The sequence below is a fragment of the Haloferax sp. Atlit-48N genome (assembly GCF_003383015.2).
Classification (GTDB): Archaea; Halobacteriota; Halobacteria; order Halobacteriales; family Haloferacaceae; genus Haloferax; species Haloferax volcanii.
Window position 1 is genome coordinate 63,747 of sequence record NZ_CP137692.1, and the last position, 24,586, is coordinate 88,332.

The 24,586-nt window shown below is 65.9% G+C and carries 23 protein-coding genes; 9 read left to right on the forward strand and 14 right to left on the reverse strand.

What is annotated here, in order from left to right; translation table 11 throughout:
* Positions 1–45 precede the first annotated feature (45 nt).
* Entirely contained in the window at positions 46–1,056 is a 1,011-nt protein-coding gene (locus DEQ67_RS16915) for an AIR synthase family protein (RefSeq protein WP_115861926.1), read from the reverse strand.
* A 158-nt stretch (positions 1,057–1,214) separates the two neighbouring features.
* On the opposite strand from DEQ67_RS16915, the gene DEQ67_RS16920 reads away from it, so the two are divergent.
* Both DEQ67_RS16920 and DEQ67_RS16925 read left to right on the forward strand, forming a co-directional pair.
* The gene (locus tag DEQ67_RS16920) at positions 1,215–2,261 is read left to right on the forward strand and encodes a pyridoxal-phosphate-dependent aminotransferase family protein (RefSeq protein ID WP_004064469.1); all 1,047 of its coding nucleotides are present in this window, start codon (positions 1,215–1,217) and stop codon (positions 2,259–2,261) included.
* Positions 2,262–2,351: 90 nt separating this feature from the next.
* A complete protein-coding gene (locus DEQ67_RS16925; protein ID WP_115803723.1) occupies positions 2,352–2,939 on the forward strand; it encodes a hypothetical protein in 588 nt (195 codons plus the stop codon).
* A gap of 55 nt (positions 2,940–2,994) precedes the next feature.
* Here the strand turns inward: DEQ67_RS16925 and DEQ67_RS16930 are convergent, their stop codons facing one another.
* The 5 genes from DEQ67_RS16930 to DEQ67_RS16950 all read right to left on the reverse strand — a co-directional run bounded on the left by DEQ67_RS16930 (position 2,995) and on the right by DEQ67_RS16950 (position 9,269).
* Positions 2,995–4,107, reverse strand: coding sequence for a PhoU domain-containing protein (locus tag DEQ67_RS16930; RefSeq protein WP_115891598.1), 1,113 nt, complete (start codon positions 4,105–4,107; stop codon positions 2,995–2,997).
* 167 nt (positions 4,108–4,274) lie between these two features.
* Entirely contained in the window at positions 4,275–5,246 is a 972-nt protein-coding gene (gene pstB / locus DEQ67_RS16935) for a phosphate ABC transporter ATP-binding protein PstB (protein ID WP_115803721.1), read from the reverse strand.
* A 2-nt stretch (positions 5,247–5,248) separates the two neighbouring features.
* Positions 5,249–6,871, reverse strand: a complete 1,623-nt coding sequence (pstA, locus tag DEQ67_RS16940; RefSeq protein ID WP_115891597.1) for a phosphate ABC transporter permease PstA — start codon at positions 6,869–6,871, stop codon at positions 5,249–5,251.
* Positions 6,871–8,004 carry a phosphate ABC transporter permease subunit PstC gene (gene pstC / locus DEQ67_RS16945; RefSeq protein ID WP_115891596.1) on the reverse strand — a complete coding sequence of 378 codons (1,134 nt, stop codon included), beginning with the start codon at positions 8,002–8,004 and terminating at the stop codon, positions 6,871–6,873. The genes pstA and pstC overlap by 1 nt, the downstream gene beginning before the upstream one ends.
* A gap of 62 nt (positions 8,005–8,066) precedes the next feature.
* Positions 8,067–9,269 (reverse strand): substrate-binding domain-containing protein, encoded by a 1,203-nt coding sequence (locus tag DEQ67_RS16950; RefSeq protein ID WP_115861934.1) that lies wholly within the window; start codon positions 9,267–9,269, stop codon positions 8,067–8,069.
* Positions 9,270–9,454: 185 nt separating this feature from the next.
* Between DEQ67_RS16950 and DEQ67_RS16955 the strand changes: the two genes are divergently transcribed.
* The 3 genes from DEQ67_RS16955 to DEQ67_RS16965 all read left to right on the forward strand — a co-directional run bounded on the left by DEQ67_RS16955 (position 9,455) and on the right by DEQ67_RS16965 (position 11,567).
* Positions 9,455–10,450 carry a halo transducer protein gene (locus DEQ67_RS16955; RefSeq protein WP_115891595.1) on the forward strand — a complete coding sequence of 332 codons (996 nt, stop codon included), beginning with the start codon at positions 9,455–9,457 and terminating at the stop codon, positions 10,448–10,450.
* A 107-nt stretch (positions 10,451–10,557) separates the two neighbouring features.
* On the forward strand, positions 10,558–11,160 hold the full coding sequence (gene sod / locus DEQ67_RS16960) for a superoxide dismutase (RefSeq protein WP_170076540.1): 603 nt from the start codon (positions 10,558–10,560) through the stop codon (positions 11,158–11,160).
* Positions 11,161–11,384: 224 nt separating this feature from the next.
* On the forward strand, positions 11,385–11,567 hold the full coding sequence (locus DEQ67_RS16965; RefSeq protein WP_006600938.1) for a hypothetical protein: 183 nt from the start codon (positions 11,385–11,387) through the stop codon (positions 11,565–11,567).
* A 57-nt stretch (positions 11,568–11,624) separates the two neighbouring features.
* Here DEQ67_RS16965 and DEQ67_RS16970 read toward each other — a convergent pair whose 3' ends face one another.
* On the reverse strand, positions 11,625–12,512 hold the full coding sequence (locus DEQ67_RS16970) for a DMT family transporter (RefSeq protein ID WP_004064489.1): 888 nt from the start codon (positions 12,510–12,512) through the stop codon (positions 11,625–11,627).
* Positions 12,513–12,683: 171 nt separating this feature from the next.
* Between DEQ67_RS16970 and DEQ67_RS16975 the strand changes: the two genes are divergently transcribed.
* The gene (locus tag DEQ67_RS16975) at positions 12,684–13,268 is read left to right on the forward strand and encodes an NAD(P)/FAD-dependent oxidoreductase (protein WP_004040826.1); all 585 of its coding nucleotides are present in this window, start codon (positions 12,684–12,686) and stop codon (positions 13,266–13,268) included.
* A gap of 138 nt (positions 13,269–13,406) precedes the next feature.
* Here the strand turns inward: DEQ67_RS16975 and DEQ67_RS16980 are convergent, their stop codons facing one another.
* The 3 genes from DEQ67_RS16980 to DEQ67_RS16990 all read right to left on the reverse strand — a co-directional run bounded on the left by DEQ67_RS16980 (position 13,407) and on the right by DEQ67_RS16990 (position 15,904).
* Complete coding sequence (locus DEQ67_RS16980) at positions 13,407–14,111, reverse strand: alpha/beta hydrolase (protein ID WP_115861938.1); 705 nt, start codon at positions 14,109–14,111, stop codon at positions 13,407–13,409.
* On the reverse strand, positions 14,111–15,073 hold the full coding sequence (locus tag DEQ67_RS16985; RefSeq protein ID WP_115861940.1) for a ring-cleaving dioxygenase: 963 nt from the start codon (positions 15,071–15,073) through the stop codon (positions 14,111–14,113). Before DEQ67_RS16985 ends, DEQ67_RS16980 begins: the two co-directional genes overlap by 1 nt.
* A 78-nt stretch (positions 15,074–15,151) precedes the next feature.
* The gene (locus DEQ67_RS16990; RefSeq protein WP_115803878.1) at positions 15,152–15,904 is read right to left on the reverse strand and encodes a pirin family protein; all 753 of its coding nucleotides are present in this window, start codon (positions 15,902–15,904) and stop codon (positions 15,152–15,154) included.
* 210 nt (positions 15,905–16,114) lie between these two features.
* On the opposite strand from DEQ67_RS16990, the gene DEQ67_RS16995 reads away from it, so the two are divergent.
* Positions 16,115–16,336, forward strand: a complete 222-nt coding sequence (locus DEQ67_RS16995; RefSeq protein WP_004040822.1) for a hypothetical protein — start codon at positions 16,115–16,117, stop codon at positions 16,334–16,336.
* 154 nt (positions 16,337–16,490) lie between these two features.
* Here the strand turns inward: DEQ67_RS16995 and DEQ67_RS17000 are convergent, their stop codons facing one another.
* Complete coding sequence (locus DEQ67_RS17000; protein ID WP_004064510.1) at positions 16,491–18,974, reverse strand: efflux RND transporter permease subunit; 2,484 nt, start codon at positions 18,972–18,974, stop codon at positions 16,491–16,493.
* Complete coding sequence (locus tag DEQ67_RS17005; protein WP_115803877.1) at positions 18,974–20,362, reverse strand: COG1361 S-layer family protein; 1,389 nt, start codon at positions 20,360–20,362, stop codon at positions 18,974–18,976. Before DEQ67_RS17005 ends, DEQ67_RS17000 begins: the two co-directional genes overlap by 1 nt.
* Positions 20,363–20,843: 481 nt before the next feature.
* Here DEQ67_RS17005 and DEQ67_RS17010 point away from each other — a divergent pair, with 481 nt between their 5' ends.
* A complete protein-coding gene (locus DEQ67_RS17010) occupies positions 20,844–21,476 on the forward strand; it encodes a TetR/AcrR family transcriptional regulator (RefSeq protein ID WP_115803876.1) in 633 nt (210 codons plus the stop codon).
* Positions 21,477–21,563: 87 nt separating this feature from the next.
* Here DEQ67_RS17010 and DEQ67_RS17015 read toward each other — a convergent pair whose 3' ends face one another.
* Positions 21,564–22,286 (reverse strand): hypothetical protein, encoded by a 723-nt coding sequence (locus DEQ67_RS17015; RefSeq protein ID WP_115861942.1) that lies wholly within the window; start codon positions 22,284–22,286, stop codon positions 21,564–21,566.
* 410 nt (positions 22,287–22,696) lie between these two features.
* On the opposite strand from DEQ67_RS17015, the gene DEQ67_RS17020 reads away from it, so the two are divergent.
* Positions 22,697–23,347: a ribonuclease HI family protein gene (locus tag DEQ67_RS17020; RefSeq protein ID WP_115861944.1), complete on the forward strand. Its 651-nt coding sequence runs from the start codon at positions 22,697–22,699 to the stop codon at positions 23,345–23,347.
* A 124-nt stretch (positions 23,348–23,471) separates the two neighbouring features.
* On the opposite strand, the gene DEQ67_RS17025 is transcribed toward DEQ67_RS17020, so the two are convergent.
* Positions 23,472–24,290 (reverse strand): hypothetical protein, encoded by an 819-nt coding sequence (locus DEQ67_RS17025; protein ID WP_115861946.1) that lies wholly within the window; start codon positions 24,288–24,290, stop codon positions 23,472–23,474.
* Positions 24,291–24,586 lie beyond the last annotated feature (296 nt).

Consider the following 24,586-nt stretch of genomic DNA (forward strand, 5'->3'; position numbering starts at 1 on the left):
GTCGTGTTGGGTCGAGCCGGGTCGGGTCGCCGGCTCGCGTTCGCCTCAGTTCCAGAGGTCGTACATGTCGTCTTCGACGCCGTCGGCGTAGTGCGTCCCGCCGTAGACGACGCCCGGGGCCGGAGCGGTCGAGTCCGTATCCGCGTTCGAACCCGCGCCGTCGCCCGCCGATTCGACGGTTCCGACCACCGTCGCCTCGATACCCTCGCGTTCGAGCGCGGCGAGCGCGTCGTCGGCCTCGTCTTCGGGGACCGCCGCGAGGAGCGCGCCGGAGCCGAGAATCCGCATCGGGTCGACGCCCATCGCCTCGCAGAGCGCCCGCGTCTCGGGGCGGACGGGCACGTCGTCGCCGTCGACCTCGATTCGGACGCCCGAGGCGCAGGCGAGTTCGACCAGTCCGTTGAGGACGCCGCCCTCGGTCGGGTCGTGCATCGCGGTCGCGGCGGGCGCGAGCACCGCCGACTCGGGGAGGACGCTGATGTCGTCGAAGAAGCCCGCGGCGCGGTCGATGGCCGCGGGTTCGACGCTCGCCGCGTCGAGGTCGGCGCGGAAGTCGGTGGCGAGGACGGCCGTCCCTTCGACGCCGGCTCCCTTGGTGAGAACCACCGAATCGCCGGGTTCCGCGCCGCTCGTCGGGACGTATCGGTCGGTCGGTCCCATGCAGGTGAGCGAGAGGAGCGGCCGCGAGAGCCCGGCGACCGTCTCGGTGTGGCCGCCGACGATGCTGATGCCGAGTCGTTCGGCCTCCGCGTCGAGCTGGGCGGTGATGTCGTCGAGGAGGTCCACGTCCGGTTCGGGGAGGAGGACGGTGCTCACGAGCCACTCGGGGACGCCCCCGCAGGCGGCCACGTCGTTGCTGGCGATGGCGACGCCGAGGGTGCCGATGCGCTCGGCGGCGAGCGAGATGGGGTCGGTGCTGACGACCATCGTCCCCTCGCCGGTGGCGACGGCGGCGGCGTCCTCGCCGTAGCCGGCCCCGACGAGCAGGTCGTCGTTGGGTGCCCCCGTCCGCGAGAAGACGTAGCGGTCGAGGTCCGCAGGTGAGAGTTTGCCCATACACGTGGCTGACGGCGAGGGCGCTTTTGTGCCTTCCCGTCCGCCGCCGGCGCGGGCGGTCACGTTCGCCGGCTGCCGGTCGGTTATCGCTGCCGACGCGGTCGGACGCTCGCCACGGATGCCGTACTGCTAAGACGCTCTGTCCGTAACGGGGATTCATGCTGATGACACCCGGTCCCACGGCCGTCCCGCCGCGGGTCCGCGACCGGATGAGCGAGCCGATGCCGAACCCCGACATCGAGCAGTCCTTCTTCGACACCTACGACGAGGTCTGCGAGAAACTCGGGCGCGTCTACGACACCGACGACGACGTGGTCGTCATGGGCGGCGAGGGCATCCTCGGCCTCGAAGCCGCCATCGCCTCCACGGTCGCCCCCGGCGACGACGTGCTCTGCGTCTCGAACGGCCTCTACGGCGACGGCTTCGCCGACTTCGTCGAGAGCTACGGCGGCGAGCCGACCCTCGTCGGTGCCGACTACACCGACCCGCTCGACCTCGCTGGCGTCGAAGCCGCGCTCGACGACGGCGAGTTCGCTGTCGCCACGATGGTCCACTGCGAGACGCCGACGGGCACGCTCAACGACATCGCGCCGGTGCTCGAACTGCTCTCCGACCACGGCGTGCTGACCATCGTCGACGCCGTCTCCTCGCTCGGCGGCGCGCCCGTCCCGAGCGAGCACATCGACATCAACCTCGGCGCGTCCCAGAAGGCGTTTAGCTCGCCGCCGGGGCTGACGACGGCCGCCGTCAGCGACCGCGCGTGGGAGGCCGTCGAGGAGCGCGACCCCGACTCGCTCTACACGAACCTCCTCCCGTGGCGCGACACCAGCGAGGGCTTCCCGTACACCCACCTCGGCGCGAACGTCGCCGCCCTCGACGAGTCGCTGTCGATGCTCCTCGAAGAAGGGCTCGACGCCGTCTACGAACGCCACGAGGAGGCCGCCGCGCACTGCCGCGAGCGCGGAGCCGACCTCGACCTCGATATCTATCCCGACGCCGAGCGCAGTTCTCCGACGGTGACGGCGTTCCACCTCCCCGGCGAGGCGAAACGCGTCCAAGCCGAACTCGAATCGGAACACGACATCGTCCTCGCGACCGGGCTCGCCGGCCTCGCAGACGATATCCTCCGGGTCGGTCACATGGGCTACAACGCCGACGTGGAGAAGGTCGACCGCGTGATGGACGCGCTCTCGTCCGTCGTCTGAAACCGGCGACCCGTCCGCGACCGGCGACCTGTCTGCGCCCGACCGCCGTCCGGCTGTCAACGTTTTTCCCCGATGCCGACGACAGTCCCGATGAGAACGACCGTGACCGAAACGAGCGATTCGACGGGACGGCGGCGACCGGACGACGGAATCAGATACGCAATCGTCGTCGTGTTTCTGACCGGGCTCCGCCGCCGCAACCCCGCGGCGATGGTGAACGCCGCGTTCGCGCTCGCGGGCACGTACCTCCCCGACGCCGTCGAGCGACTGGTCGGCGTCGAGTTCCGCCCGTGGCAGCGCGTCTACGTCGAGTCGGCCATGCTGACCCACTCGGCCGGGATGCTCGGTCCTTACGACGACGTGTGGTGGTGGGACCATCTCACTCACACCCACTCCGCGACGATTCTCGGCGGGGTCGTCCACGTGCTGTCGCGTCGCCGCGGCCGCGACCCCGCGACCCGCGTGCTCGCGGTTGTCGTCTGCGCCGGCGTGCTCTGGGAACTCGCGGAGTACGCCATCCACCGCGGAGCCGACGCGCTCGGCATCGACCCCGTGCTCGTCTCCTACGGCCGAACCGATACCGCGCTCGACCTCCTGTTTAACCTCGTCGGCGCGGCGCTCGTCGTCCTGTTCGGTGACCGCGTCCTGACGAATCTCGTCTCGCCGCGGGAGGACTAGGCGCGCTCTTTCCCGCGGCCGCCCCGAATCGTCCCGTGGATTGGACACTGAACCGTCAAGCGCGCTGGGAGTGTTCCGCGGACTCGCTTTCGCTCCTGTTCTCGCGGGTCGGTCGCTCGTCCATGTTGTGCGTACGGACCGCGGTCCGGAGACCGACCTCAGCGACGTTGCCGACGTGTTCGGCCGTCCGTTCGAGCGCGTGGAGCGCGTGGGCGAATCGGTGGTCAACGTCGACGTCCGGGTCCGCCTCCTCGAACAGCCGTCGCTCGACCTTCCCGACGCCCTCGCGGACCCGGTCCCGCGCCGAAAGCGCCTCCCGCGCCGCGTCGGGGTCCTCGCCGTCGAGCGCGACCTGCACCGCGTCGTCGAGCGCCTCGGGGACGACCTCGGCGAGTTCGGACACCTCGTCGGCGACCGCGGGGGGCAGCGGGTCGGGGACCGCCGACGCGACGGCGGCGATTCGCTCGGCCTGGTCGGCCACGCGCTCTAACTCGCGGGCCGCGGTGTGGAGGCGGAACAGCTCCGGGCGCGTCTCGCCGAGGGCGTCCACCTCGTCGAGGCGGTCGAGCCCGCGGGTGAAGTGCCGGTCGACCATCGCAAAGAGGCGGTCGGCGCGGTCGTCGCGCTCCGCGAACCCGTCGAGCGGGGCGGCACCGGTGAGCGCGGCGGTCGCGTCGCGGTGCATCGAGACGGCGACGAACTGGAGCTGTCGGACCGACTGGCGGATGGAGACCTCGTTCGCGTCGAGGACGTTCCGAACCGTGACGGACGCGTCCGACTCCTCCGTGATGGTCACGCCGACGAGGTTGCGAGCGACCCGCCTGACGGCCTGTCGCTGTTCGGCGTCGAACGTCCCGTCGGCCTCGACGACGACCTGTTTCGACCCGGCGGCGTAGGCCGCCCGGAGCGTCTGTTCGAGACCGTCACCGGCGGAATCGTCTCCGCCGTCCCCGCCGCCCCCGTCCCCGTCACCGCCGTCGACGGTCACCGTGAACTGCATCGACGCGTCGTCCTCGCACTCGGGTGCCTGTATGACGAGCATCCCGTCGAGGTGCGTGTGGAGGTTGACGACGGTACCGGCGGTGATGCCCTCGCCGTCCGCCCACTCTCTGGGGAGCGAGACGGTGAACGTCCCGTTGCTGACCTGCTGTATCTTGCGTGTCTCCATTGTGTTGGCGTGTCTGAAATCGTGTTGTCTGCGTGCCAGTTCCGCGGTGACGCCGCCCCCGCCTCGGCGGGTGATTCGACTGACGAAAAGCGAGCGTCGCCGGACGCGGGGACGCTCGGCGGGGACCGGCGCTCAGTCCGACTCGGACCCCGGGACGGGACCGGACGTTATCCGAACTTGCCGCTGATGTAGTCCTCGACGCGCTGGCTCTGGGGGTCCTCGAACACCTGGTCGGTGTCGCCGTACTCGACGAGTTCGCCGCCGGTGAGGAACACCGCCGTCTGGTCCGAGATGCGCGCCGCCTGCTGCATGTTATGGGTGACGATGACGACCGTGTACTCCTCCGCGAGGTCGTGGACGAGGTCCTCGATTTTCGAGGTCGCGATGGGGTCGAGCGCCGACGCGGGCTCGTCCATGAGGAGCACCTCGGGGTCAGTCGCCAGCGCGCGGGCGATGCAGAGCCGCTGTTGCTGGCCGCCGGAGAGGCCGAGGGCGTTGTCGTCGAGTCGGTCCTGCACCTCGTCCCACAGCGCCGCCTGCCGCAGGGAGCGTTCGACGAGTTCGTCGACCGCGTCGTCGTCGCTCCGGCCGAGCAGGTTGGCGAGCAGACCGGTGTCGAGGTCGCCGTGCTTCCGCGGCCCGTAGGAGATGTTGTCGGCGATGCTCTTCGGGAACGGGTTCGGTGACTGGAACACCATACCGACGCGCTTGCGCAGTTCCACGAGGTTGACGCCCTCCTGGTAGATCTCCTCGCCTTCGAGCCGGACCGAGCCGTCGATGCGCGCGGCCTTGATGCGGTCGTTCATCCGGTTGAGACACCGAAGAAACGTCGATTTTCCGCAGCCCGAAGGGCCGATGAGCGCCGTGACGCTGTTCTCGGGAATCTCCATGGAGACGCCCTTCAGCGCGTGGTCGTCGCCGTAGTAGACGTCGAGGTCGGAGACCGAGAGCTTCGCGTCGCCCTCGAACTCGTGTTCGACCCACTCCTCGCGGGTCCGCTCGCGCGTCTCACCGCTCGTGACTTCGAGCGGCTGGTCGGTGCCGGGGCTCGCGCTCGCGCCGCCGGCGGGTTCGCTGTCCGTCGTCTGTGCGTCGGTCGTCGTCTGTCCGTCGTCCGCCGTCTGTCTGGTTTCACTCATGGTTACTCGTGCTGAAGTTTACTCCGGAAGTAGTACCGCGTCGCGATGCCGACCGCGTAGAAGCCCAAGACGACCACGAGCAGGATGAGCGCCGTCGCCCACCGGAACTCGTCGATAGCGCCGATGTTCGACGACTGCCCGACGCCCGCGGTGATAAGCGAGTAGAGCTGATACGGCAGCGCCGACGTCGCCTGCATCAGTTCGGGGTTGGTCACGAACGGCGGCGAAAGCGAGAACTGGAAGCCGCCGACCACGTCGACCGTCTGACTCCCCGGCGGGGCGACGCTCCCCGACATCGTCAGGAGAATCGGCGCGGTCTCGCCGGCGATGCGGCCGACGCCGAGGATGATGCCCGTGACGATGCCCGGGAGCGCCGCCGGGAGGACGATGCTCCGAACCGTCTGCCACTTCGTGACGCCGAGCGCCGCGCTCGCGTCGCGGTACTCGTCGGGGACCGCCAGCATCGACTCCCGACTCGTGATGACGACGAGCGGGAGGAGCATGAAGCCGAGCGTGAGCATCCCCGCGAGCAGCGACTTCTGGTTGCCGAGTCGGGGGACGAGGAACGCCAGCCCGAACAGCCCGAAGACGATGCTGGGCGTGCTCCACAGGCCGTTGGTCGCGATTTCGACGACCTGCGTGAAGCGCCCGCGGTCCGCGTACTCGGTGATGAAGACGGCCGCGCCGACGCCCAGCGGGACGGCGAACAGCACCGCCCCGACGACGAGCCAAATCGTGCCCGCGATGGCCGGGAGAACGCCGTTCACGTCGTTGAGGAGCGCGACGCCGTTCATGACGAACGGCCACGAGAGGGGCAGCGAGAACGTCACGCCGACGAGCGTCACTTCGGGACCCGCACCCGCGCCGAACGCGAGACCGTTGAACAGCCCCGGCAGGCCCTTTAGGACCGTGAACGCGACGAGGAGGAACAGCACCGCGATGATGGTGAGGGCGTTCAGGTAGACGAGGACGTACGCGCCGATGTGGCGGCCGCGCGCGCCGAACCCGCCGTAGGCCTTCGCGGCGGCCCAGCCGACGAGCAGGGAACAGAACGCCGTCAGGACCGGAATCGTGAACTCGGCGTTGAACGACGCCTGCTGTTCCCACCCGAGGTCCCACACCCACGACGGGCCGATGACGCCGGTGAGGAAGACGAGACCGGCGAACGCGGCGAGCGCGCCGGCGGGGAGCGTCGAGCCGATGTCCTCGCGGGGGAGCGCGCTCACCGCGAACCCGACCCCGCCGGTGACGAGCGACGCGACGACCCACCCGGCCGTCCCGAGCCCGAGCGTCTGCGAGGCGACGAGTCCACCGACGACGAACCAGACGAGCGCGAACGCTCCCGAAGCGACCAGTCCGGCGGTCGGTCTGGGGTTGGTCGCGACGTAGCCGAGTCGAGAGCCGACGCCGAAGCCGACGACGGCGAGGCCGAGGAGGACCAACAGCCCGCCGAGGAGCGCGACCATCGGCACGCCCGCGACGGGGTCGGTGATGGTCACGAGTTCGAACATCGCCGCGAGCGAGAGGGCGAACAGCACCGCCGCCAGCCCCACCGCGCCGGCGGCGACCGCCTCGGTCTCGGAGGTGTCTTCGCTGACGAGCGTGGATTCGGTCGCGCCCGCCATCAGTCGGTACCTCCGAGCTTCCGGCGCATGCGCGCCTCGATGTACTGCGACCCGATGCTGAGACACAGCACCGTGATGAACAGGATGACGCCCGCGACGAACAGCGCGGAGAGCTGGAGGCCGTCGGCGTCGCCGTAGTTCGCCGCGATGAGCGACGTGAGCGTGTCGTTACCGTAAAAGACGTTGTACAGCGGCTTCGTGAGCCCCGGACTGCCGCGGAGCATCACGGTCGCGGCCATCGTCTCGCCGATGGCGCGACCCACGCCGAGGAGGACCGCGGCCGAGACGCCCGAGAAGGCCGCCGGCAGCGTGATAGAGGTCATCGTCTGCCAGTCGGTCGTGCCGAGGGCGAGCGACCCGCTTTTCATCGACTCGGGGACGCTGTTGAGCGCGTCCTCCGCGACCGAGACGACCGTCGGCAGCGCCATCAGCCCGACGACGATACCGACGAAGAGGTAGGTTCCCTGTCCGACGATGTCGAACTGGTCGGCCGCCCACGGGCTGAGGATGGTAAAGCCGATGAAGCCGTAGACGATGGAGGGGATACCCGCCAGAATCTCGACGCCCGGTTTGACGACCTCGCGGACGGTCCGTGGCGCGATTTCGCTGAGGAAGAGCGCCGCGGCCACGCCCAGCGGCGCGGCGACGGCCGTCGCGATGATGGTGACGAGCACCGTCCCGTGAATCATCGGGACGAGCGAGTACTGAATCGGCGGCGTCACCGGACTCCAGCGCGTCTCGATGAAGAGCCGCAGGCCCGGAATCGGAATACCGAAGACGTTCACGGTCGCGTACTGCACGGTCGGCCACGCCTCCGCGAAGATGAAGACGAGGATGAGCCCGAGGACGAGGATGGTCGAGACCGTCGTCGTCAGCGTGAGCACGCGCGCTGTCAATTCTTGGTGTCTGAGCCAGCCGTACCCCGTCGCGACGAGGAACACCGCGAACGGGACGGCCGTCAGCGACGAGACGGCCAGAAAGCCCGCGAACGCCGCGAGGAGCGACACCGCCGCGACCGTGACCGTGACGAGCGCGTCCGGCGGCGTCTCGTCGACGAAGTCGCGACCGCGCCGGAGCCCTCGCCGAGCCGCCGCTCGGAGGCCGGCACCGTCGGAGTTTGGAAGTACGTTCATGATTGGAGCGTCGATGAATGGAAAGAACGAGGTTCAGGAACCGCTACCGCGTCCGAGCCGCGTTACGCTTGGCTCGGAAGCTTGTCCTTCTCGGCCTGAAGGTCCTTGTCAGGCAGTGGGATGTAGTTGTTGTCCTCGACGAACAGCTTCTGACCGAACGTGGTCAGGAACATGTTCATGAACGCGGCTTCGCGCATGTCCGTCCCGCTCGGGGTGTCCTCCGTGACGGTCGTGTACTGGTGGAGGTCGCGGTTCAGCGGGTAGTCGCTGTCGAAGATGGTGTGCTCCGCGCTCTTGTCCGGCGCGTAGAGCGTGCCCTCGAATTCGATGCCGATAGGCTGGACCTCCGGGCCGGTGAACGCGAGGGCCATGTACGCGATGGCGCCGTCGTTCTGCTGGACGACGGTCGCGACCTGCTGGTTCTGGCCCTTACGGGTGTCGACGCCCTCCATCGAGGCGTCGGCGCTGCCGAGCATGTTGAGGCGGAAGGAGGTGTCCGTCCCGGAGCCTTCCGCGCGGCCGACCACGTAGATTTCCTGGTCGTGGCCGCCGACTTCGCTCCAGTTGGTGATTTCGTCCTGGTAGATTTGGCGGACTTCTTCGCCGGTGAGTTCCGTCACGCCCGCGTCGTAGACGTCCTTCGAGACGACGACGGGCTGACCGTCGCGGCCGAGGACGTGGTCCACGTAGTTCTCCTCGGCCTCGGACTCGCTGATGCCGAGTTCTGCCGTGATCGGCCCCGACGAGTTACCGATGTCGACGAGACCGTCGCGGACGGACTTACAGCCCGTCCCGGAGTGGCTCAGGCCGATAGACGTTGCGAACGCCGGGTTCGCCTGCGTCTCGGTCGGATCGAAGCCGTAGAGGGACGCGAAGTAGTCGGCCAGACGCATGTCCGGTGCGCCGAGTTCGTCCCAGCCGGGGACGGTCGATTCGTCGTTCGAACCCCAGTACTCGCCGTCGCTCGGCGGCGCGTTGGAGTTCCAGTAGGAACTCCCCTTGTTCGCGATGGGGTACACCGTCGACGAACCCTCGGCGGTGAGCATCTGCGGTGCGCTCGATTCGCTCGATTCGCTCGTCTCCTCGGGGGTCGAGGTCGTGGTCTCGGGAGCGTCCGTCTCCGCTTCTTCGGTCGCCGGCGCGTCGGTCTCGGAACTCGACTGCCCCGAACAACCGGCGAGCCCCGCAACGCCCGCCGCACTCGACGCGACGAGGAACTGCCGACGTGATACGCTGCCTGCCAACTTCTTGGAATCTTGCGCCATCACGTGGACTGACCCGGTTTTAAATAAAATGCGTTTATAATACCGGTTTAGTTCTATCAGAGTTCACCGTAACACTAAGAGGCGAAATAGTTCGATATTAGCGCACACATCAGTACGGAGAACTATATACTCGAACGTAATCGAGACGACAGAAAATATAACGGGCGCCGAGATACGTACGGACGATGGCTCAGCAGGACGGAACCACAGGCTTCGAACGTATCATCGGTCTGTCTAAATCTGACGCGGCCGACCGCGTCGTGGACGCGGACGACTCCCGGGACCCCGACACCGTTCGGGCGGTCCTCAGTCACGTGACCGAAGACGGCGCGGTGACGGCCGACGGCGTCGATTCGGCGGTCACGGACACGTCGATGATTCTGTCGACCGCGGAGACGCGCGTCGAACTCGCGTCTATCGACCTCGACGACGCCCGCGAGGCCGCCGGCGACGACGCGGCCGTCGGTGCCGTCCGGTCCCGTCTCGACGTGTTCGAAGCGAAGGTTACGAACGCGACCGAACGGGTCGAATCGCTCGGCGAGGAGTTACAGGGACTCACCGACTGGCGCGACGACCCTCGGTCCGTCTACGACATCGTGCTCGGACTCCGCGAGGTCGCGTCCGAAGCGCAGGCGCTCACCGCGCACGCGGACGACATACAACTCGACGTCGAGGAGTTCGAGCGATGGCTCTCGAACCACGACGTTCGCGTGCGCGGACTCGACGGCGATTTGGCGGCCCTCGGACAGTCGCTCGACGGACTCGCCGGCCGGGTTGAGGCCATCGCCAACGCGGAGAGTTCCGAAGACAGCGCCGACGCCGCCGAGGGCGCTGACGACGACCGCGCGACCGAGTGGTGCAACGCCGCGCTCCGCGCCCGCGTCTCCGCCCTGTTGGTCGAGGACGTACGGGCCGAACTCGACGACTTGCGGGAGTTGGCTCCCGAGTCGGACGCGGCGACTGACGGTCTCGACGAGGCCGCCGCCGACCTCGACGAACACGGCGCCCGCGTACAGCGCCTCCGCGAGCGCCTCGACGGACTCGCCCGACCGTCGTGGACCGACGAGTACGGGGCGCGAATCGAGTCGTTCGAAGAGACGCTGGCCGCGTTCGAACCGCCGGTGTCGTGGGGGGAAGTACAGGCCGAACTCGACGACGCCAGAGTTGGTTCCGAGGCGTGAGCGAGCGCCCGAGAGTGTTTGCACCCATACATATCAAACCCACTACGTAAATCGCGTTCAGCGAAAGTACATGTGTGTTCGGTCCCTCGGTCTAACTGCGAACACCAATGTCAGACTACGAACTTGACCCCCTCCCGTACGAGTACGACGCGCTTGAGCCCCACATTTCCGAGCAGGTGCTGACGTGGCATCACGACACCCACCACCAGGGCTACGTCAACGGCTGGAACGCGGCCGAAGAAACCCTCGCCGAGAACCGCGAAGCAGGCGAGTTCGGCTCGTCCGCCGGCGCGCTCCGCAACGTCACCCACAACGGCTCCGGTCACATTCTGCACGACCTGTTCTGGCAGAACATGTCGCCGGAAGGCGGCGACGAACCCGAAGGTGCGCTCGCAGACCGCATCGCGGAGGACTTCGGTTCCTACGAGGCGTGGAAGGGTGAATTCGAAGCGGCGGCCGGCGCGGCCGGCGGCTGGGCGCTCTTAGTGTACGACTCGTTCTCGAACCAGCTTCGGAACGTCGTCGTCGACAAGCACGACCAGGGCGCGCTCTGGGGTAGCCATCCCATCCTCGCGCTGGACGTCTGGGAGCACTCGTACTACCACGACTACGGCCCGGCCCGCGGCGACTTCGTCTCCGCGTTCTTCGAGGTCGTCGACTGGGACGAACCCGCCGCTCGCTACGAGCAGGCCGTCGAACTCTTCGAGTAACGCAGCGTAGCGCAGCCGAACCACGCGCTTCCCGCGCGACCACAGGTTACCGTGAGAGGGTGCCCGACCGAGGGCATCCGGCGAGGCGAGTTCGCCCCGCCAAATCGGCACCCTCCCGCCGAACGCACGGCACATTTTTCGGTGAGTGACGCGACAGAGGCCGTCGATTGTCTCCGTTTGTTTCAATCAAAATTCATAACTACGCGGGAGAGGATGTGCGGGTAATGAGCAACCCACCGTGGACCGCCGAATTCGCCGCCCTGAAGTCCGACTGCGCCGTCGAACTCGCCGCGCTGCTGGAGAAGTACCCGCAACCGGTCGTCTACGAGGTGATGAGCGAGATGCTTCGCCGCGAGATGCGCGACCAGTTCGCCGTCTCGTTCGCCGAGTCGCAACTGGAAGAGTAGCCGGCGAACGCCGTCACATCGGCCGGCTCCGGGCTCGGCCGACGCGACGACGCCCCGTCAGTCCGTGTTCACGAGAAGGACTCCGACAGCGAGAACAGCGCCCCCGCCGAGGAGTTCGAGGCCGACCGGTTCGCGCAGGAAGACGGCCCCGAGCAGGATACCGACGACCGGCTGAGCGAAGAAGAAGACGCCGACGGCGCTCGCGTCCGCGTACTCCATTCCTTTGTACCAGCAGTACCACGCGGCTGCGGTGCTCAGGAGGCCGAGGTAGAGCACCGCGCCCACGACCGGAAGCGAGGGCGAAATCGAACCGAACGCCGCCGGGTCGAGATAGAACTCCACCGGGACCAACGCGCCGAACAGCGGCACCGACAGCACCGTCGCGTACGTCGCGGTTTCGAGCGCCGAGTACCGCCGGATGAGCGGCTTTGCGAACACGGAAAACGCGGCGAAACAGAGCGACGAAAACAGGAGTAACGCGACGCCCGAGACGCTCCCGCCGGCGAGCGCGGCCGCGTCGTACTGCCCCGAGAGGACGACGAGCGTCCCGACCGTTGCGAGCGCCGTCCCGAGCGATTTCCGGCGCGTGAGGTGCTCGTCGAGCGCTGTTACCCCCAGTACGAGCATGAACACCGGAGTCAACACGGTCAGCAACGAGCCCTGACTCGCGTTCGTCAAATCGGTTCCCACGAACTGGGTCGAAAGCGCCGCGGTCAGCCAGACGGCGAGTGCCGCGAACCGTCGCCACTCGCTTCGGTCGAACGACCGTGCGGGAGTGGTCGCCCGCACGGCGATGTAGAGGACGCCCGCACCGAGTGCGATTCTGAGGAACGCGAGCGTCAGCGGCGGTATCGACCGGAACCCCCACTTGCTGACGACGTACATCCCGCCCCAGATGCTCGCCGCGAGAAGCGGGGCGGCGGCGAGGAGTCGGTCGCGGTCCATAGCCGAGGCACACGAACCGGGACATTAAGAGTGAGGGGAATCCGGAACCGACTGCGTCGGGGGTGTCTCAGGGCGCGCCGAGCGTCGTGCCACACGGTCGCTGGTAATCGAGAGGAATACAAAATATCCGCTTTACCGGGTTTCTTTATCGAGTACGCTAGTGCATGGAACATGGCAGACGTAATCGTCATCGGCGGCGGTCCCGCTGGTCTGACAACCGCCCTCTTCGCCGCGAAGAACGGACTCTCCACGACGGTCTTCGACACCGACCAGACGTGGATGCACAAGGCGCACCTGTTCAACTATCCCGGAATCGGCTCCATCGACGGCTCGAACTACATGGAGACGCTCCGCACGCAGGTCGACCACTTCGACGCGGAGCGCCACCAAGGCGAGGAAGTCACCGACGTGAGCGAGAGCGACGACGGGTTCGTCGTCGCGACCGACGACGACGAGTACGAGGCCGACTACGTCGTGCTCGCCACGGGTGCGAACCGTGACCTCGCGGAGTCCCTCGGCTGCGCGTTCGACGACGACCTCGTCGACGTGGACGTGACGATGGAGACGAGCGTCGAGGACGCCTACGCCACGGGCGCGATGGTCCGCGCCGAGGAGTGGCAGGCCGTCATCTCCGCCGGCGACGGCGCGGCCGCCGCCCTCAACATCCTCTCGAAGGAGAAGGGCGAACACTACCACGACTTCGACGTGCCCGCCGACGCCGAGTCCGTCTTCGGCTCCCTCATCGACGAGGTCTAATCGGCGGCCCCGGTCGGCCCGGTCGGTCCGGCCGACCACGTTTTCTCGCTCCCCCCGCCCCGTTTTTCTTCGACGGCACGACCACCGCGTAGCCGCGCGGCTATCGCCCCGTAACTCTGAAAACGACCGCATCGCGCGTCAGTCGAGTCGCTCGATGAACGAGTCGATGATCCGGATTTCGTCGTCGTTGATGGCGTGGCCCAGTCCCTCGTACAGCCGACTCGCCGCGTCGGCGCCGAGTTCCGCGAAGATTCGGGCCGACGCCTCGACGCGGTCGGCCTCGACGCGGGGGTCGTCGCGGCCGCTTCCGAAGAAAACCGGCGTGCCCTCGAAGTCGGTGTCGCTGCCGTGACCGTCGTGGTCACCATTGCCGTCGTCGCCGGCGGGCCGGCTCCCGAGGTCGGGACCGAGGAGACTCCCCGAGAGCACGACGAGGCCGCCGTACCAGCGGGGGTTCCGAAGCGCGAACTCGGCGGCGAGGCACGCGCCCTGCGAGAACCCGAAAAAGACGACGCGCTCGGGGGGAACCCCGGCGTCGGTGGCGATATCGAGCGCGGCCGACACCCGGCCGAGCGCGGAGGTGAGCCACGGCTCGTTTCGCTCGATGGGACTGGCGGCCGGGGCGGGATACCACGAACTCCCGGCGGCCTGCGGCGCGAGGTACATCACGCCCCGGTGGAGGAACTCGTCGACGAGCGTGAGGACGTGCCGCGCTTTCGACCCGCGGCCGTGGAGCATGATAACGGCCGCGTCGGCGACCTGCGGCGGCGCGCCGGCCGTCGCAATCTCCTGTCCCTCGTGGGGGTCGGTTGCGGACCGGGGCGTGGTCGGACGGGGAGCCATCAGTTCGACCCGCCGTCGCTACTGGGTCCAACGCCAGCCGGCAGGTCCAGCGGGCGCAGTTGGTTCTGTATCATCTCTCGGTCCTCCTCCAGCCACGGCGGGAGGTACAGCGACTCCCCGAGCGTCTCCGGGTCGACATCGAACGTCAGACCGGGACCGTCGGTCGCGAGTTCGAACAGGACACCGCCCGGTTCGCGGACGTACAGCGACTGGAACACGTGTCTGTCTTTCACCCGCGACACGTCGTAGCCGCGCTCGCGGAACAGGTCGTGCCACTCGTACAACTGGGCCTCGTCCTCGACGCGGACCGCGACGTGGTGGATGCTCCCCGCGCCCTCGCGGCCGAACTCCCCGTCCCGGTCGAGGAGGTCCACGACGGTCGCCCGGTCGCCCGGCGCTCGGTAGCGGACGCGGTCGCCCTCCTGCGCGACGAGGTCGAACCCGAGCGTGTCGAGCACGCTTGCGGTCACGAAGGGGTTCGTCGAGTGGAGCGTGACGCCGTGGATGCCGCGAATCGCGCGCTCGGCGGGGACCGGACCGTCATCCCAGGGTTCGACCGACGACTCGCCGGTGACGAGTTCGAGGTCGGTGCCGTCGGGGTCCGAAATCCGAAGAACGGTCTCGTCGAACCGCTCGAACGGGCCGTCGACTTCGACGCCGCGGTCGGTGAGGCGGTCGGCCCAGTAGTCGACGGCGTCGGGGGGTATCACGAGCGACGCGGTCCGAATCTGCGGCGTGCCGGGGCGACCCGGCTCCTCGGCGGGGTACGGGAAGAACGTCAGGGCCGTCCCGGGCGAGCCGGTCTCGTCGCCGTAAAACAGGTGACGCGTGAACTTCTCGTTGAAGTTCACCGTCTGCTTGACGAGGCGCAGACCGAGCGTCGTCGCGTAGAAGTCGACGTTCGCCTGCGCGTCGCGGACGATTCCCGTGACGTGGTGGATTCCGGCGGTGTCTGTGAGCATCGAGTTGGGCGGAGTGTTGGAGAGTGCGTTGGGTGGCGGCGCTTCGCGGCGGGGACGGGTCGGCGCGTCGGGCCGCGGTCAGCGACCGATGGTTCCCTGTCGGGTGACGGGCGCGTCGGGGTCGACCAGGAAGGCGACGACGGTGGCGTCCTCGTCGGCGGTGAGCGTCAGGCCGGCGTCGTCGACGAGCAGGCCGCTTTCGGTCTTCCCGAAGCGCGTGCCGGCGGCCTCGACCGCGCCATCGAACACGTAGAAGTACGCGTCGCGGCCCTCGATTTCGGGGAGGTCGGCGCTCGACCCGGCGTCGAGTCGGAGGTCGAACAGGTCCACTTGGTTGCGGACGAAAAGCGGCGCGTCGGAGCCCTCGGGGCCGAACAGGTGTCGCCACTCGCCCTCGACGGGGGCGTCGATGGGTTCGTGTTGGATGTTCGGCTCCAGCCCGAGGCTGTGGGGTCGGACGAACATCTGGAGCATCCGGAGCGGCGGGTCGTCCGCGCGGGTGAACTCCTCGTGCCAGAACGTCTCGCCCGCGTTCATCACCATCAGGTGGTCGGCGTCGGTGACGAGGTCGTTGCCGTCTTGGTCGCCGTGGCGCATCACGCCGGCGGGCACCCACGAGATGATTTCCTCGTCGCGGTGGGGATGCATCGCGATGTGGGTGTCGGGGTCCATGAACGACTCGACGATGGTCGCGAGCGGGCCGTAGCCGTGGTCCGCGTGGTCCGGGAGGGCGCGACCGGGGAAGTTGAAGTAGGTCCGGAACTTCCCCTGATTCTGGGAGACGTCGGTTCGCTCCGCCTTGTAGAGCTTCGTCTCGGAGCCGACTTTCATTACGTGCGCACCTACGCGTCGAATCTATATACCTTCTCGGCGACGTGACCGAAAGCAGGTGACATCGGTGTCACTGGACTCGGAAATCGAGAACGTTGACGACTGGCCGGCCGCGAGTCGGCGGGACTCGCGAGACGGCGAGGGTCCGGCTCCGCGTCGACCGCGCAGGTGACAACAGTTTTCTTCGTGACAACCGATAGGGTAGTCGACATGGAGGCAAGTCGGCTGACGCCACGGCGAAGTTGGCTGTTCGTCGCGCTGAGTGGCATCGTCGCGGCGGGGGTAGCCTACGTGTTCGGCCCGTCCGACTCGGGTGTCCTCGCATCGGTCGCGGTCGGGTGCGTGGTCAGTCTGATGTTCGCGGTCGGCTACGCGGTCTCGAACGAGCGGGTGAAACAGACGCTCATCGATTTGCTCTCGCTTCTTCCCTGAGTCCGTCCCCGCCGAGCGCCCCCGCGTGACTCACGGCGTCACAACCCTTGTCGCAGTACGAAGGCGGCGTGTCCGAACACGGCGAGCAGGAAGGGCACCGAACCCACACCCGCTCGGCCGATTCCGTCGCCGTCCGGAATCAGCGAACCACTCCCTATCGTGTCGCCGGGCGGAGTCGCGCCAACGGGTCGAGGTCCCATTGCCGTATGCGTTCCCAGAGCAACACTGCGGGCGGGAGTGCGATTACCGCCGCCAAGAACGAATACGTGACGCTCAGACCGATGAGGACGCCGAAGTTTCCGAGAATCGGCGTGATTGCGAGCGCGAGCGCACCGGTACCCAACGCGGTCGTCAGCATACTGCCGAACAACGCGCCTCCCGTTCCGGTCAGCGTAATCATCATCGCTTCGTGCGCGCCCGTCGTCGCGTCGAACTCGTCGATGAAGCGGTGGGTCGTGTGCACCGAATAGGCGATGCCGACCCCGACCGAGATGGAGAGAATCGTCGCGGTCAGCGCGTTCAGCGTGATATCCAGATACCGCATCGTCCCGAGCAAGAACGCGATTGCAATCAGTATCGGGAAGACGTTGACCACGCCGAGCAGCGGTTTCCGCTCCAGGACACCGTATATCGCCACGAGGAACACGGCGGTCAGGACGACCGCGAGAGCGAGTCCCTGAATCGCAGACTGGAAGATACGGTCCATCACCGCTGCGCGGACGACGACATCTCCCGTAGACGTTGCTTTAAACTGGAACTCATCTGCCATCTCTTCCCCACCAGTTGTCACTTCCGTCTGTGACGCATCGGAGTCAGTCTGATATTCGACCAGTGCGGACCGGTAATCTTCAGTGAGATACTGTTCGGCCCGCCCACTCGCTGAGGAAGCGAACAGTTCGTCGTAAATTCGTTCGAGGTTCCGGTCGGGAATCCCGTTATCGTTCTGGTCGTTCCGGGCGACTAAGGCAGCGAACTCTTCGTCTTGCTCCGCGTGGGATTGAATGACCGTCACGATGCTCTGTGCCTCTGCCCGCCCACCGGGTCCAACTGCAAACGACTCCGGGGGATTGTCGTTCGGAGCTGCGAGGGCTTCGAGCGCGTGGTCTTCCTTGAAGTTCCCTCGGGCGTATATTTTCACCGTGCTCCCCTGGCTGCTCCCAAATTTATCATCGAGCAAGTTGATGGTTGACGTAATCGTGTACTCGCCCGGGCTGAACGGCTCAGGTAGCCCTGTGACGTAGGCCGGAAGCTCCTCGGGCGGCAGGAAGTCCTCGTTTTCGAACGAGGTGCCGACGCCAGCCCCGTACGCGCCCATCAAACTACTCGATAGCAGCAACACCAAGACGATCACTGCCGGGGCGTGTTGGCTCACCCGCGCAGGGAACGCTAACACTCGTCCGAGGGCCGACTCTTCTGACGCGATTGGCGAGGTGTTGAACTCCGGGACTCCGAGCCGCGTGCGCACATTGTCGCACACCAACTTGGTCGCGGGTAAAAACAGCCCGAAGATGAGGAACGTGAAGATAATCCCGACCGCCGAGGCGATACCCAGATTCCGAATCGGCGTCAGGTCGGAGATGACGTTTGCGCCGAATCCGAACACCGCTGTCACGGTGACGATGACGAACGCGATGAGGAGCTGGGCGTTCGCTTCTCGCATCGCTTCGACCGCTTCGAACCCGCGTTCGGTCTCTTCTCGGTAGCGGTTGATAATGTGGATGCCGAAGTCGACACCGACCGCAAGCAGTAACACCGGGACCGAAATCATCTGCTGGCTAAACGGAATCCCCGAATAGCCGAGGAATCCGAACGTCCAGATAATCGTCATCACGAGTGCGACAAGTCCCAACAGCACGTCGATGGGGTCGCGATACGCGACCACCAAGAAGAAGAGTAACAACAGGATTACGACGGGCATCACGATCAGAAGCGAGTCCTGTACGGACTGCGAAATCTCCGTTTCGGTCGTCCCCGACCCGAACGCACGAACGTCGCCCGGCGTGTCGTCAGCAATCGCTTGGAGGTCCGTCTGGACAGCGGTCAGGTCGTCGTCACCGAAGCTCCCCGGGAAGTCATGCGAAATCGTCGTAATCGAGGCAGACGCGGAGACGCTGGTCGGATTGAAATCGTTCGAGACCACTCCGGACAGTCGGGACGAGTCGTCGAGTTCGCGAACGGCCTGTCTGATTTCTGACGGAGTCGCCCGTTCGAGCGTTCGCCGGTAGTCTGCCGGTGTCGTCGCCGACGGATTGAGATGCTGCGCAATGATCGGAGCCGGGCCACGAGCCGATTCCATCCGGTACTCATCGTGTTCGGCAACGCGTTCGAGCAGGCGAGCGTCGCGGACGAGCGCCTCCCGAGTCAGAACGTTGCTCTTCGTCCGAATGAGTTGCGTCGTCGTCTGAGCATCCGTCTGGAACGGCTGCTCGAAGTTCTGTTCGACCTCATCGAGGGTTTTCTGTTCGGGTAAGTCATCCGTGAACGCGTCGAGTCCGCCAGCGCTCATCTGCACAGACCCTAACCCGCCGATGAACACACCCGTGAGCAGCAAAAAGGCGACGACGACTACGCGTGGGCGGTCCACGATTGTCGTGTTGAGGCGTTCGGTCGCCGTTTCAATCCTCTCAGCCAGTGACATTACTTCCGCCTCCAGTAGACGACTGCGACACCGCCTGCGACAACCACCCCCAACCCTAAGATGAGCGTCATCGGCGACACGCCGCTGTTCTGGGGCTGAACGGCATCCAGCGGTTTCCTGAACGTGTCCGTGAGGTGCGTGCTGCCGTCACTATCCGTGTAGCGGAAGTCGAACGAGATGGGGTACGTGCTTCCCGCCGTCGCCGCCGACGACGCCGTCACTTCGAACGCCAGCGTCGCGGACTCACCGGGCTCTAAGGACTCGATGTAGCTCGTGTCCGAACCAGCGGCGCTGAGGGGGTCGTCAGCGAATAGACGCGCTTCGATATCGGTGACCGTCTCGTTGAGGTTGTTCGTCACTTCGACGGTGACGACCCTCGATTTACCGACGGTAATCGTCCGGTCGGAAACCGCGAGTCCGAACTCGTCTCGGTCCGGGCCGATAGTCGTCAGGAGGTCGAGTTTGTCGTAGGTCCGCTGGTCTCCGTCGCCGTCACGATACCGAACCTCGACATTGAGTAATTTGTCGCCGACCTCCGCCTCACTCGTAACCTCCATCGGGAGGCGGAAGGATTTGGATTCGCCCGGTGCGAGCGACCCGACGGCGGTGGAGTCCTCACCCGGAATGACTGTTTCCGAACTGTCAACCGGTCGAATAGTCACGCTTCGAACCGTGTGAGGGCCGGTGTTCTCGACTGTGCCGACGACTTCTCCATCTTCGCCCACTCGGAGCGACGAGGAGACGTCCGAGAAGGCGAACGACTGCTCGGGGAGCGACTCGACAGTGGTCGTAATCGGATTAGACGTACGGCTGATACCGTCACTGTCGTCGTAATTGACCACGAGGTCCAGCGCATATGCGCGCGCGGCGGAGCCGGATTGGAGCGCTGCACGGTACGTAATCGTCCGGTTTTCGCCCGGCTCCCAGTCGCCAACGGACGCCGTCGAGGACGTGTCGCCGGACTCGAACGTCAAGGAGCTACTCTTCGACTCTGCGTTCACACTCGCGGCTTTCGCAACTTCCGAGCCGGTGTTCCTGAGCGTGAACGAGATATCGTTGTCATCACCGACTTGGGTCGTCGCGTTTGTTTCGATGATTTCGAACCGAGCGTCGTCGTTGATTCGAATCGTTATCGTGCCGGTCTCCGTTCGCGTGGAATCGGTTCCCTCAGTGGTTCCGCTGGAGCTATACCGAAGCTGGCGAGTGTGCGAATACTCGTAGGTGACCGGGAGTTGATAGGTTCCCGGTTCAGCGTCTTCCGGGATAGTGACCGAGACTGTCTTTTCGGTGCTTCCAGTCGGGAAGTTCCCGAGAGAGACCTGCCCGGTTTGGACGTCGATTGGAGCGTTTTCGTCGTCGATTTCGAACGTTAATCCCCTCGCAGTCATCACTTCCTCTTCGTACTGCGATGGACCGTGTTCGACAATCAGACCGCGATTGACGACCGAGATTGCGAGCTCGTCAGTCGTGCCCGCAGAGAGCGTTCCGGACGAAGTTGCAAACGTGATATCTGGGTTCCCAACGACACTTCCAGACTGCGATGTCTGAGCGGTCGCAACGGCGGGAATCGCGCCGGCAACCAGTCCCATGACGAGGACGGTCGTAAGCGCGACGGTCAACAACCGTGAGCTCCGAAGTATATTCTGTGTCATCCTTACTGAGTACTTAGTCAAATCCCGAGCGGACGGATTAATGTGTCGGTATCGGCCAGTAGCACCCTCAATGCGGACGGGGGAGACGACTCCGAAACACAGGTACGACCGGCCTATGGCTAGACAACTCCCGACAGAGTTGGCAGGTGATTCAATCACAGAGCCGAGTCGTCCAGAGAGAGTAACCGCTAATTGGGTGCAGGGGGAATCGGACAGTATGGACAAACGGGGCCCTCTTTTTGCCGATGAGCCTGAAGATACCAAGACCGAGATTTTGAAAGCGACGTTTGATGCGCTTGCCGAACACGGCTATGCCAACCTGACGATCGACCGGATCAGCCAGCACTTTTCCAAGTCAGAAGGGCTGGTCTTCTACCATTACGATGGAAAAGACGACGTTCTCTTGGACCTTCTCGACTACCTTCTTAACCGAGTCGTACAGGTTGGGATGCCCGTCGCTGACGACGGAGACCCAGAAACCCGACTTCGAACCCTCCTCGACCAGGTCATCCCCGGACCCGACGAGCAAGCGATTCGGGATTACGAAACGGTACTGACGGAACTGCGGATGCAGGCGGCACAAGACGAAGCGTTCCGAGCGTGTTTCAATCAGTCCCAAGACGTTTTCCGCGAAACGATACGGGAGATACTACGAGACGGCATCGAATCAGGGGATTTCAGAGACGTGGACCCAGAACTAGTCACGGACTTTCTGGTGACGCTGGTTAGCGGACTCACCTTCGAACGGGTGACGACAGGGGCCTCCCGTTCCATTCGGTCGGAGCTGGATAGCTATATCGAGTACAGGCTCTTGGCCGACGCCGAAGACGCTGACGGTGGAGACGCCTGAGAACCGTCGTCGCTTAGCTCCCCACATTCGGTTCGTTCCCGGTCGAGATCGGACTCCTCGGTCAAGACAGAACTCTCGACTGATAGCTCATCTCTCGGTTAGCGTACTGCGTTTCTCGGCGACGGCCGACCCGATTGCGGACCGCAACGCCTTCCAATCGACGCGGCCCCGGTCGAGTCGGCCGTACTCCTCTCGAACAACGGTCTCGAACACGCGTGCGTGAACTTCGTCGGTCGTGGGCGACTTCCGAGCCGCTTCGGCGGCTTCGATGGCTCGGCGGACCCGCGTGTCGGTTACGAGGTCGGCGGCGATTGCGTTCGGCTCTCCTCGTATCGGCTCGTAGTCGTCCACCTCGTCGAGGACGGGCCCCTGGACGAGTGCGCGTCCACCGCGCCTATTCTCGACGATAACCCCCGCGGCGGGTCCGTCGTACCACGCTGACTCGGGGATATCGAGCCGGTCGGGGTGAAAGTCACGGACGTTCAGTTCCTTCTGGAAAGTGTTTACCGGCGTCAGACCCAGCCGTTCGAACACTCGCTCGGACTCGTCGATGGGGACGAGTCGTTCGTCGGTCTCGTTCCGGATGGCCCGACCGAGAAGCGGCGGCATTCGCTCCCAGTCGTAGTCAATACCGACGTGACACGGTGCGACGCCGAAGAAGACGTACGACCCCGGCTCATCGACTGCGTCGCGAAACGCGTCGCGGTCGAATCGCTCTCGAACGTGTCGAACGGCGCACTCGTGCGGCGGCGGCGCGTCGTCGAAGACGCAATCCCGGTCCCCGAACAGCAGGCGGCCCGACGACTTCATCTGAAATCGTAGTCGGGGGCCGGCGACGTGCTCGCGGAGCCATAGGTGACCACTCGACAGCAACCCCTCGGGGGCGTCTGCGAGGAGAGGCGTCGACGGATACGGTTTCATGACTGATTCGTTCCACGACGAGACGGATAGTTTTGGGTGTGGCTCCGAGCGCCTCACCCGCCGCGCGCCGACATCCGAACCCCGTCTGTCGCATCGTCGTCGGCCGCACAGGTTTCGATACCCGCGAACGTCCGCCGGTGGCGGTCACAGACGACATCGAGCGAGTGGGCGAACCACCTGAAGGGATATACCGCTCGACGACCGAGAACGGATATGCAACTGTTCGACGGGCCGACGAACGCAACCGAGACCGGAGGTGTGAGGGCGCGGACCGGCGACCAGACGGAGGCCCCGGAACCGTGACCGAGGAGCCGCTTCCCGCCGAGCATCTCTCGCCGCTCGCCGCGCTCGTCGACGAGGTGCTCGCGGGCGTCGGTTACGAGATGGCCGCAGCCACCGATGCCATCGACGACGTAGTATCCGGCTACGGCGGCCTGTTCGACCCCGAGACGACACGGGGAGAGCTGCGACGCGCGCTCGGTGAACTGTCGGCAGCAGAACTCGCCAAACCGCCCGTCGCTGAGCCGACCGACGATTCGTTCGTCCTGTACGTTGACGGCAGTTCACGCGGTAACCCCGGCCCCGCGGGCGCGGGCGCGGTCATCATGGATTTGGAGGAGGCGCAACTCGCCCGACTCGGTCGCCCCGTCGGCTCTCGGGCCGGGAACAACACCGCCGAGTACGTCGCCCTCCAACTCGGCCTGTCCGAACTGCTGTCCCGCTACGAGCCACACAGCGTGGACGTTCGAATCGACTCGATGACCGTCATCCGCGATGTCTGGGGCGGTAACGACCCCACCGAGGCCGGCGTCGAGACGTACAGCGAGTCCATCGCTGCGGCGCTCTCGGAGGTTCCGAACCACCGGTACACGCACCTGGCCGATAGCGACCCGAACCCCGCCGACGCGCTGGCGACGGTCGGTGCCGATATCGCGGCGTTGGGGCCTTGACGGGGGCGACGACACCGCGAACTCCGCGGAGAGCAGACCGATTGTGCCGATTCGGTCGGGTGCTGTCCGCGTCCTCCGATATCCCTTTTCGCCCCTCTCGACGGTTCGTTTCGAGCCGACCTGTTCACGACCCGGGCGCGAACGGCGACGGCGACGGGTCGAACTCGGCGAGGCGGTCGCCGCAGTCCGTACACGAGACCGCGATAACAGCGGTCGTGTGACAGCACGACTCGACCGTCTCGTCGGAGACTCGGGTCGGCCCGCGGCAGGTCGGGCACTGTTCGACCAGTCCGCGTATTCGAGCGGCGAGATCGACCCGCTCCGCGCGACCGAGCGCGTCCCAGGCGGGTCCGGCGAGCGTCCGTTCGGTTGCGAGGTCGGCGACGAGTGCCGTCCGCGAGGGCCACTGCCCGACCCACGACCCGTCGGCCCTCATGACGACGCCGTCGGCGTCCGACTCAGCCACTGTGATCCGCGGGCGGTCGCCCGCAGTCACGGTCGCGGCCGCCCTGTCGAGTGCTTCGGGGTCGCCCGCGAGGGTTTCCGCGGTCTCGTGCCACGCGGCCCGGAACGAGGGAGTGAGCGCGGGGTCGTCTCCGGGGTCTGCCGAGAGGACGCCGAACCCGACGAGTTTCTCGACGGGGTCAGCGTCCGGCGGCACCGCCGTCGAGACGGGGGTCGATAACGTCCCGAACGCGGCGAGGACCGACGCTGGGAGGTAGCGGCGGGTCAGTGCGGGCGTTCCGGGCACGAGATAGCCGCGGAGCCAGATGGTCGTGACGCCGGCGACACCGACGGGTACCGCGGCAACGGGGCTGAGAACCCAGAGTGGACCGACCGCGAGTCCGAGCAGTACGAGGTTGACCGCGGTACACGGGAGACATCGGTTCGACTCGGTGTACGCGGGCTCACGAAGGCGGTCGACGAGCGTGCGCACGGGCATACACTCCGCCTGGGAAAGCGTGCATAAACCAGTATCGGGACGCTGATATATAGGGAACGAAACGCTACATAATCTATGAGACCGAACATAACTGTTGTTGCTGCTCCTTACACTACTGAGCCACACGGAATCGAATGAGTGGTACACATCCGACCGTACCGACCGGACTATCACAAAATATATTTACCCAAACATATCAAAATTACATAACTTATATCAGTAGTCAATCCTGCTGTCCACTCGATGACAGACGATAACGGCAGGCGACGGCGGACGTTTCTGAAGACATCGGCGGC

Coding starts and splice junctions, on each gene's coding strand:
- DEQ67_RS16915 (WP_115861926.1), bottom strand. CDS start 1,056: ATGGGCAAACTCTCACCTGCGGACCTCGACCGCTACGTCTTCTCGCGG.
- DEQ67_RS16920 (WP_004064469.1), top strand. CDS start 1,215: ATGCTGATGACACCCGGTCCCACGGCCGTCCCGCCGCGGGTCCGCGAC.
- DEQ67_RS16925 (WP_115803723.1), top strand. CDS start 2,352: ATGAGAACGACCGTGACCGAAACGAGCGATTCGACGGGACGGCGGCGA.
- DEQ67_RS16930 (WP_115891598.1), bottom strand. CDS start 4,107: ATGGAGACACGCAAGATACAGCAGGTCAGCAACGGGACGTTCACCGTC.
- pstB (WP_115803721.1), bottom strand. CDS start 5,246: ATGAGTGAAACCAGACAGACGGCGGACGACGGACAGACGACGACCGAC.
- pstA (WP_115891597.1), bottom strand. CDS start 6,871: ATGGCGGGCGCGACCGAATCCACGCTCGTCAGCGAAGACACCTCCGAG.
- pstC (WP_115891596.1), bottom strand. CDS start 8,004: ATGAACGTACTTCCAAACTCCGACGGTGCCGGCCTCCGAGCGGCGGCT.
- DEQ67_RS16950 (WP_115861934.1), bottom strand. CDS start 9,269: ATGGCGCAAGATTCCAAGAAGTTGGCAGGCAGCGTATCACGTCGGCAG.
- DEQ67_RS16955 (WP_115891595.1), top strand. CDS start 9,455: ATGGCTCAGCAGGACGGAACCACAGGCTTCGAACGTATCATCGGTCTG.
- sod (WP_170076540.1), top strand. CDS start 10,558: ATGTCAGACTACGAACTTGACCCCCTCCCGTACGAGTACGACGCGCTT.
- DEQ67_RS16965 (WP_006600938.1), top strand. CDS start 11,385: ATGAGCAACCCACCGTGGACCGCCGAATTCGCCGCCCTGAAGTCCGAC.
- DEQ67_RS16970 (WP_004064489.1), bottom strand. CDS start 12,512: ATGGACCGCGACCGACTCCTCGCCGCCGCCCCGCTTCTCGCGGCGAGC.
- DEQ67_RS16975 (WP_004040826.1), top strand. CDS start 12,684: ATGGCAGACGTAATCGTCATCGGCGGCGGTCCCGCTGGTCTGACAACC.
- DEQ67_RS16980 (WP_115861938.1), bottom strand. CDS start 14,111: ATGGCTCCCCGTCCGACCACGCCCCGGTCCGCAACCGACCCCCACGAG.
- DEQ67_RS16985 (WP_115861940.1), bottom strand. CDS start 15,073: ATGCTCACAGACACCGCCGGAATCCACCACGTCACGGGAATCGTCCGC.
- DEQ67_RS16990 (WP_115803878.1), bottom strand. CDS start 15,904: ATGAAAGTCGGCTCCGAGACGAAGCTCTACAAGGCGGAGCGAACCGAC.
- DEQ67_RS16995 (WP_004040822.1), top strand. CDS start 16,115: ATGGAGGCAAGTCGGCTGACGCCACGGCGAAGTTGGCTGTTCGTCGCG.
- DEQ67_RS17000 (WP_004064510.1), bottom strand. CDS start 18,974: ATGTCACTGGCTGAGAGGATTGAAACGGCGACCGAACGCCTCAACACG.
- DEQ67_RS17005 (WP_115803877.1), bottom strand. CDS start 20,362: ATGACTGCGAGGGGATTAACGTTCGAAATCGACGACGAAAACGCTCCA.
- DEQ67_RS17010 (WP_115803876.1), top strand. CDS start 20,844: ATGGACAAACGGGGCCCTCTTTTTGCCGATGAGCCTGAAGATACCAAG.
- DEQ67_RS17015 (WP_115861942.1), bottom strand. CDS start 22,286: ATGAAGTCGTCGGGCCGCCTGCTGTTCGGGGACCGGGATTGCGTCTTC.
- DEQ67_RS17025 (WP_115861946.1), bottom strand. CDS start 24,290: ATGCCCGTGCGCACGCTCGTCGACCGCCTTCGTGAGCCCGCGTACACC.